The sequence below is a fragment of the Rubrivirga sp. genome (genome assembly GCF_049648075.1).
Taxonomy (GTDB): Bacteria; Bacteroidota; Rhodothermia; order Rhodothermales; family Rubricoccaceae; genus Rubrivirga.
Genome location: NZ_JBARYR010000322.1, coordinates 1 through 5074 on the forward strand (window position 1 = coordinate 1; position 5074 = coordinate 5074).

Consider the following 5074-nt stretch of genomic DNA (forward strand, 5'->3'; position numbering starts at 1 on the left):
GGGCTGACCGACTCCCAGGCCAACCTCGCCGCCGGCGCGGCCGTCGTCGGGATGGTCGCATACCTCGGCGGGTCCGTGTACGACGTGACCACGGCCCGCCTTAACGCCCGCGACGGCCAGGTCCGGGTCCGGCCTCGAGGGGCCGGGCTCGCCCTCGAGGTCGGACTGTGAGCAGACTCACGGCGACTCGCTTCACCCCCGCACCCATCGACATCCCCCCTCTCCCGCTCCGCCGCCTCTTCCCCGTTCTCGCGCTGTGCCTCTCGTGGGCGGGTGCGACGGACTCGGACTGGGGTCGGGCGCCGTCTATGCGGGCGGGCGCAGTTTCGGGTCCAGCATCACCCTCGACGGCGACCGCGCGCTCGTAGCGGCCCGGGCATCATCTGGCGCCTTCGTCCTCCGGCGGCAGGGAGACGACTGGGACACGGAGTCCCCTCTCGATCCACCCGACGGATTCCTCACTGACGACCCCGCGAGATCAATCTCGTACGCGCTGAGCGTCGCCCTCGAGGGCGATGTGGCCGTTATCGGCGCGCCCGTCCTGGGTGTGGCGACTCGGAGCGTGCCGGGGCGGGCGTTCGTCTTCGAGCGCGACTCCGATGGGTGGCGCAGGACTGCTGAGTTCCGAGCGGCCGACCCATCACTCGGCCGACCGTTCGGCCGGGCGGTAGCGGTTTCAGGCGGACAGATAGCCGTCCTCGAGGGCGCGGCGACAGAGCGGATCACGGCAAACCTCGTCGAGCCCGCCGCCGTGGTCTTCTACGAGCGCTCCGGCCGAGGGTGGGCGGAGACGAACCGCGTCGAGGAAACGGAGTACGAGCGGCCGACCTGGGCCGGCGGCGTTTCGCTCTTTGGGAACGCCTTCGCCGTTGACCGGGACCGGCTTGTGGTGGCCTCGGAGGGACAGGACGTGGACGGGCGCCGGAGTGCGGGGACGGTCCGCGTGTACGAGAGGAGGGGCCCGACGTGGTCTCTGACGCAGACCCTCTCTCCGCCGACGCTCCAGGAGAACGACGCGCTGGGCGCCGAGGTGGCCCTCGACGGCTCGTTACTGGCGGCCACCGCGCCAGGGCGAGATGCGACCGAAGGCGCAGGCGCGGGATCGGTGTTCGCGTTCCGTGAACGAGCAGGACGCTGGGTCCTCGAGGCCGAGCTGCGTCTCAGCGACGTTCGAGGCGGCAGCCAATACGGGTTCTCCGTTGCCGCGAGCGGTGACCGCATCGCAGTCGGGGACGTCGGGAGAGCGGCGAGCCGAGGGTCTGTGTTCGTCTGGGTCCGTCGCCCGAGTGGCGAGTGGGACCTCGAGGCCGAGCTGTGGCCCGCAGGGCTCGGCCGGCGTTCGGCGAGAGCGTCGCCCTCGAGGGCGACCGGCTACTGGTCGGGGCCATCGGTGTCAGAGGCGGTCGCGGCGCTGTCTACGAGTTCCGACGCGGCGCCGACGGGTGGACGGAGTCGTAAGCGCCTCGCCCTCGAGGACGATGGTAGCGCCAGGGCCTCGTCGTAGCCGTTGGTGTGGAGCGACTGCGTCCCGCCCAGGACGGCGGCGAGCGCCTGGATCGTCACGCGCGGCACGTTGCCGAGAGGCTGCTGCGCGGCCAGCGTACATGCGATTCGTTCACGGAGCACCCCAGCCATACCGATTCCCGACACCCTTCGCACAGCCCGCACCCGTCCTCGAGGACGAGGCGCGACCTTGACCGGCGATGCCGTCCCCCGCTGCCCCATCGCGACTGCTGGGCGTCCTCTTCATGGGGACGCTGCTGGCCGCCCTCGACATCGCGATCGTGGGTCCAGCCCTCCCGGCGTTGCGCGACGCGCTCGGCCTCGACGAGCGGGCGGTGTCGTGGGTGTTCACCGCGTTCGTGCTAGCGAACCTGGCCGGCTTGCCGGTCATGGCGGCGTGGGCAGACCGAGCCGGACGGCGGACGGTGTACCTCGCCGACATCGCCCTTTTTGCAGCCGGCACTCTCGTCGTCGTCCTGGCACCGTCGTTCGAGGTCCTGCTCGTCGGCCGCGTAATCCAGGGGCTCGGGTCCAGCGGGATTTTTCCCGTCGCCACGGCCGTGATCGGCGACACGTTCCCACCGGAGTCTCGAGGACGAGCCGTCGGAGCGCTCGGGGCCGTGTTCGGCGTCGCGTTCCTGATCGGGCCGGCGCTCGGCGGGATCATGCTGGCCGTCGCGAGCTGGCGGTGGCTGTTCGCCTTGTCGATCCCGTTCGCGGCCGTCGTGTTCGTGCTCAGCGCACGGACCGTCCCCGACACCCGCGCCGACGACCCGAAGCCGGTCGACGCGTGGGGCATCGTGTTGCTCGCCTCGCTCCTGGTATCGCTCGCCGTAGGCCTGAGCGGCCTCGACGCGGCCGACCTCAGCGCGAGCCTTTCGTCCTCGAGGGTGTGGGCGCCTCTGCTGCTCTCGGCCGTCCTCACGGCGGCGTTTGTCGCCGTCGAGCGCCGAGCGGTCGCCCCGCTCGTCCGGCCTGGGCTCATCGCGCGCCGGCCCGTCCAGATCGCGTGCGCGCTCGCCATCGGCGCCGGCCTCGTCGAGGCCACGTTCGTGTTCTTGTCGGCCTACGCCGTCCAAGCGTTCGGCGTCACCAAGGCGCAGGGGTCGTACCTGCTGTTGCCGCTCGTCTTCGGCGTCGCGATCGGGAGCCCGCTCGCGGGCCGGATGCTCGACCGCATCGGCGCCCGACCGATCGTCACGGGGGGTTGCCTCCTGGTCGCGGCGGGGCTCACCGTCATCGCACTCGGCCCCAGCCTGGCCGTCCACATCGCCGGGACGACGCTGATCGGGTTCGGACTCGCGGGCCTTCTCGGTTCGTCGATCAGCTACATCTTGCTCGTCGAGGCCGAGGCGGCAGAGCGGACCGTCGCCCAGGGCCTTTCGACGCTCGCTCTCAGCATCGGGCAGCTCACGGGAGGCGCGCTCGTCGGCGCGATCGCTGCGTCAGCGGTGGCGCCGGTCGTCGGGTACCGGGCGGCCTTCGGGATGATCGCGGCGGTCGCGGCCGTGCTCGCCATCGTCGCCCAGGGCCTGCGTGGAGCACGTCCGTCCTCGAGGGCGACGACGGCCTGACCGCGCCCTCGAGGTCGGCTAGACCAACGACTCCGGCGGGAACTCCGCGGGATCGAACTCGGGCTCCGGGTACTGCGGATCGAGGCCCTCGAGGGCCTCGCGCACGATCTGGCTCACGAGCAGGTCCCGGAACCAGCGCGTCTCGGCCGGGACCACATACCACGGCGCGGTCTCCGTGCTCGTCCGTTCGAGGGCGACCTGGAAGGCCTGCATGTAGTCGTCCCAGAGCTTCCGCTCGTCGAGGTCGCCGGGGTTGAACTTCCAGTGCTTGTCGGGCCGCTCCAGCCTCCGTCGGAAGCGCTCGAGCTGGTAGTCCTTGGAGATGTTGAGCATCACCTTGACGACCTTCGTGCCCGCGTCCTCCAAGAGCGTCTCAAAGTTGCGGATGTGGTCGTACCGACGCTCGATGACGTCGGGCGCGGCCCAGCCGTGGACCTTGACGATCAACACGTCCTCGTAGTGCGACCGGTTGAAGACGCGGATCATGCCGGCCTTCGGCGCCTTCTTGTGGACGCGCCACAGGAAGTCGTGGGCGCGCTCGAGGTCGGTCGGCGACTTGAAGCTCGAGATGCGGACGCCCTGCGGGTTGATCGGGCCGAAGACTTTTTCGGTGGTCGAGTCCTTTCCGCCCGCGTCCATCGCCTGGAGCACGAACAGGAGAGACTGCTCGCCCTCGGCGTAGAGGCGCTCCTGGAGATCTCGGATGACCTCGACGTTTTCCTTGAGCCGCTCCTTCGCCGTGTCCTTGTCGAGACCGCCGTCGACGTCCGTCGGCCGGTCGGCGAGAGATGCGGGGTCGCCGGGGGCGATCCGATAGCGAGCGGTCTCCATGTCAGCACGGGTCGTGAGCGAGAAAACGTCGAGGTCGTCGGCCTCGAGGGCGGGCCTAGCGGCCGAAGAGCTTTCCGAGCGCGGCCTTGCCGGCCTGCTGGAGCAGGTCGTCCTGGATCGAGCCGTCTCCGTCGCGGTCGAGGAAGCCGGACAGGTGGCCGAGCAGGTCGTTGGGCGCAGCGGCGCGTGCGCGCTGGGACTCCTGGCCGAGCATCCCGGACAGCCCACCCGCGTCGAGACCGGCTTCGCGCTTGCGCTTGCCGAGCGCGGCCATCACGATCGGCGCGAGGATCGGCAGGAGCTTCGCGACCTGGGACATGTTGAGACCGGACGCCTTCGAGACGCCCTGCTCGACCTGGCCTCGGTCGCCGCCGAGCACGTGGCCCAAGATGCCGCCGCCGTCGGCCTGCTTGCCGGACAGCTGGCCGCCCAAGAAACCGCCCAGGTGATCCAGGAGAGATCCGTCGTGGTCGCGGTCGAGAGCCGAGGCCAAGCCCATGGCACCCTCGTTCGAGTTCGTGTTGCGGTTGAGCGCCGTCAGCATGGCCGGGAGCGCCGCCGCGACGGCCGACTGCGTCTGGCGAGGGTCGGCCCCGATCGCGCCCGCGATTTGGCCGATGTTGTCGCCGCCGATGTTGTCGGCGAGAAGGTCGAGGATGCCGTTCATGATGTGTCGTGGGTGAGGTCGCCTCGTACCCGATCGGCCGTTGAGGGGTCCCGTCCTCGAGGACGGAAGCTCGGCGTGGGCGGCCGGGCGTCGCCCTCGATGGCGACGTACCAAGAGCAGTGGGCCTCAGGCCTCGAGGGCGCTGACCGGCATCCAGCCGCGGAGCGCGTTCGAGAGGTAGACCGCGTCGGCGGCCTCGAGGTCGGCCGGCGTCAGCGTCCGCTCGCCGGCACGCGGGTCGGACTCGAGGACGTCGGCTCGGTAGACACCGCCGAGCCCGCCCGCCTGGAGCGGCGGCGTCCACAACCGGCCCTCGACCTCGACCCAGACGTTCGTCCGCGTCCCCTCGGTCACCTCTCCCCTCTCGTTGACCAGGACCGCCTCGTCGGCGCCGACCTCGAGGGCGCGCTCGTAGCGGGCGCGGTAGTGCGAGCGGTCGGTCGTCTTGCAGGTGCAGCGCCACGAGCCGGCCTCGAGGACGGGCTCGCGGTCGACCCAG

Annotated in this window: 5 protein-coding genes and 1 pseudogene; 2 read left to right on the plus strand and 4 right to left on the minus strand. The window is 70.8% G+C overall.

Features of this window, described 5'->3' with window-relative positions:
- Positions 1-1105 precede the first annotated feature (1105 nt).
- On the plus strand, positions 1106-1504 hold the full coding sequence (locus WBA11_RS09655) for a hypothetical protein (protein WP_424520495.1): 399 nt from the start codon (positions 1106-1108) through the stop codon (positions 1502-1504).
- Here WBA11_RS09655 and WBA11_RS09660 read toward each other — a convergent pair.
- Positions 1411-1602, minus strand: a pseudogene (locus WBA11_RS09660) (methylmalonyl-CoA mutase family protein); the annotation flags it as partial. The gene WBA11_RS09655 and the pseudogene WBA11_RS09660 overlap by 94 nt on opposite strands.
- 101 nt (positions 1603-1703) lie before the next feature.
- Here WBA11_RS09660 and WBA11_RS09665 point away from each other — a divergent pair.
- Positions 1704-3077, plus strand: a complete 1374-nt coding sequence (locus WBA11_RS09665) for an MFS transporter (protein ID WP_424520491.1) — start codon at positions 1704-1706, stop codon at positions 3075-3077.
- 18 nt (positions 3078-3095) lie between these two features.
- Here the strand turns inward: WBA11_RS09665 and WBA11_RS09670 are convergent, their stop codons facing one another.
- The 3 genes from WBA11_RS09670 to WBA11_RS09680 all read right to left on the minus strand — a co-directional run.
- Positions 3096-3908, minus strand: a complete 813-nt coding sequence (locus WBA11_RS09670; RefSeq protein WP_424520492.1) for a PPK2 family polyphosphate kinase — start codon at positions 3906-3908, stop codon at positions 3096-3098.
- A 55-nt stretch (positions 3909-3963) separates the two neighbouring features.
- A complete protein-coding gene (locus tag WBA11_RS09675; RefSeq protein ID WP_424520493.1) occupies positions 3964-4575 on the minus strand; it encodes a DUF937 domain-containing protein in 612 nt (203 codons plus the stop codon).
- Between the two features lie 126 nt (positions 4576-4701).
- Positions 4702-5074, minus strand: a 373-nt coding sequence (locus WBA11_RS09680; protein WP_424520494.1) for an aminotransferase class IV, incomplete at its 5' end; no start/stop codon positions are given.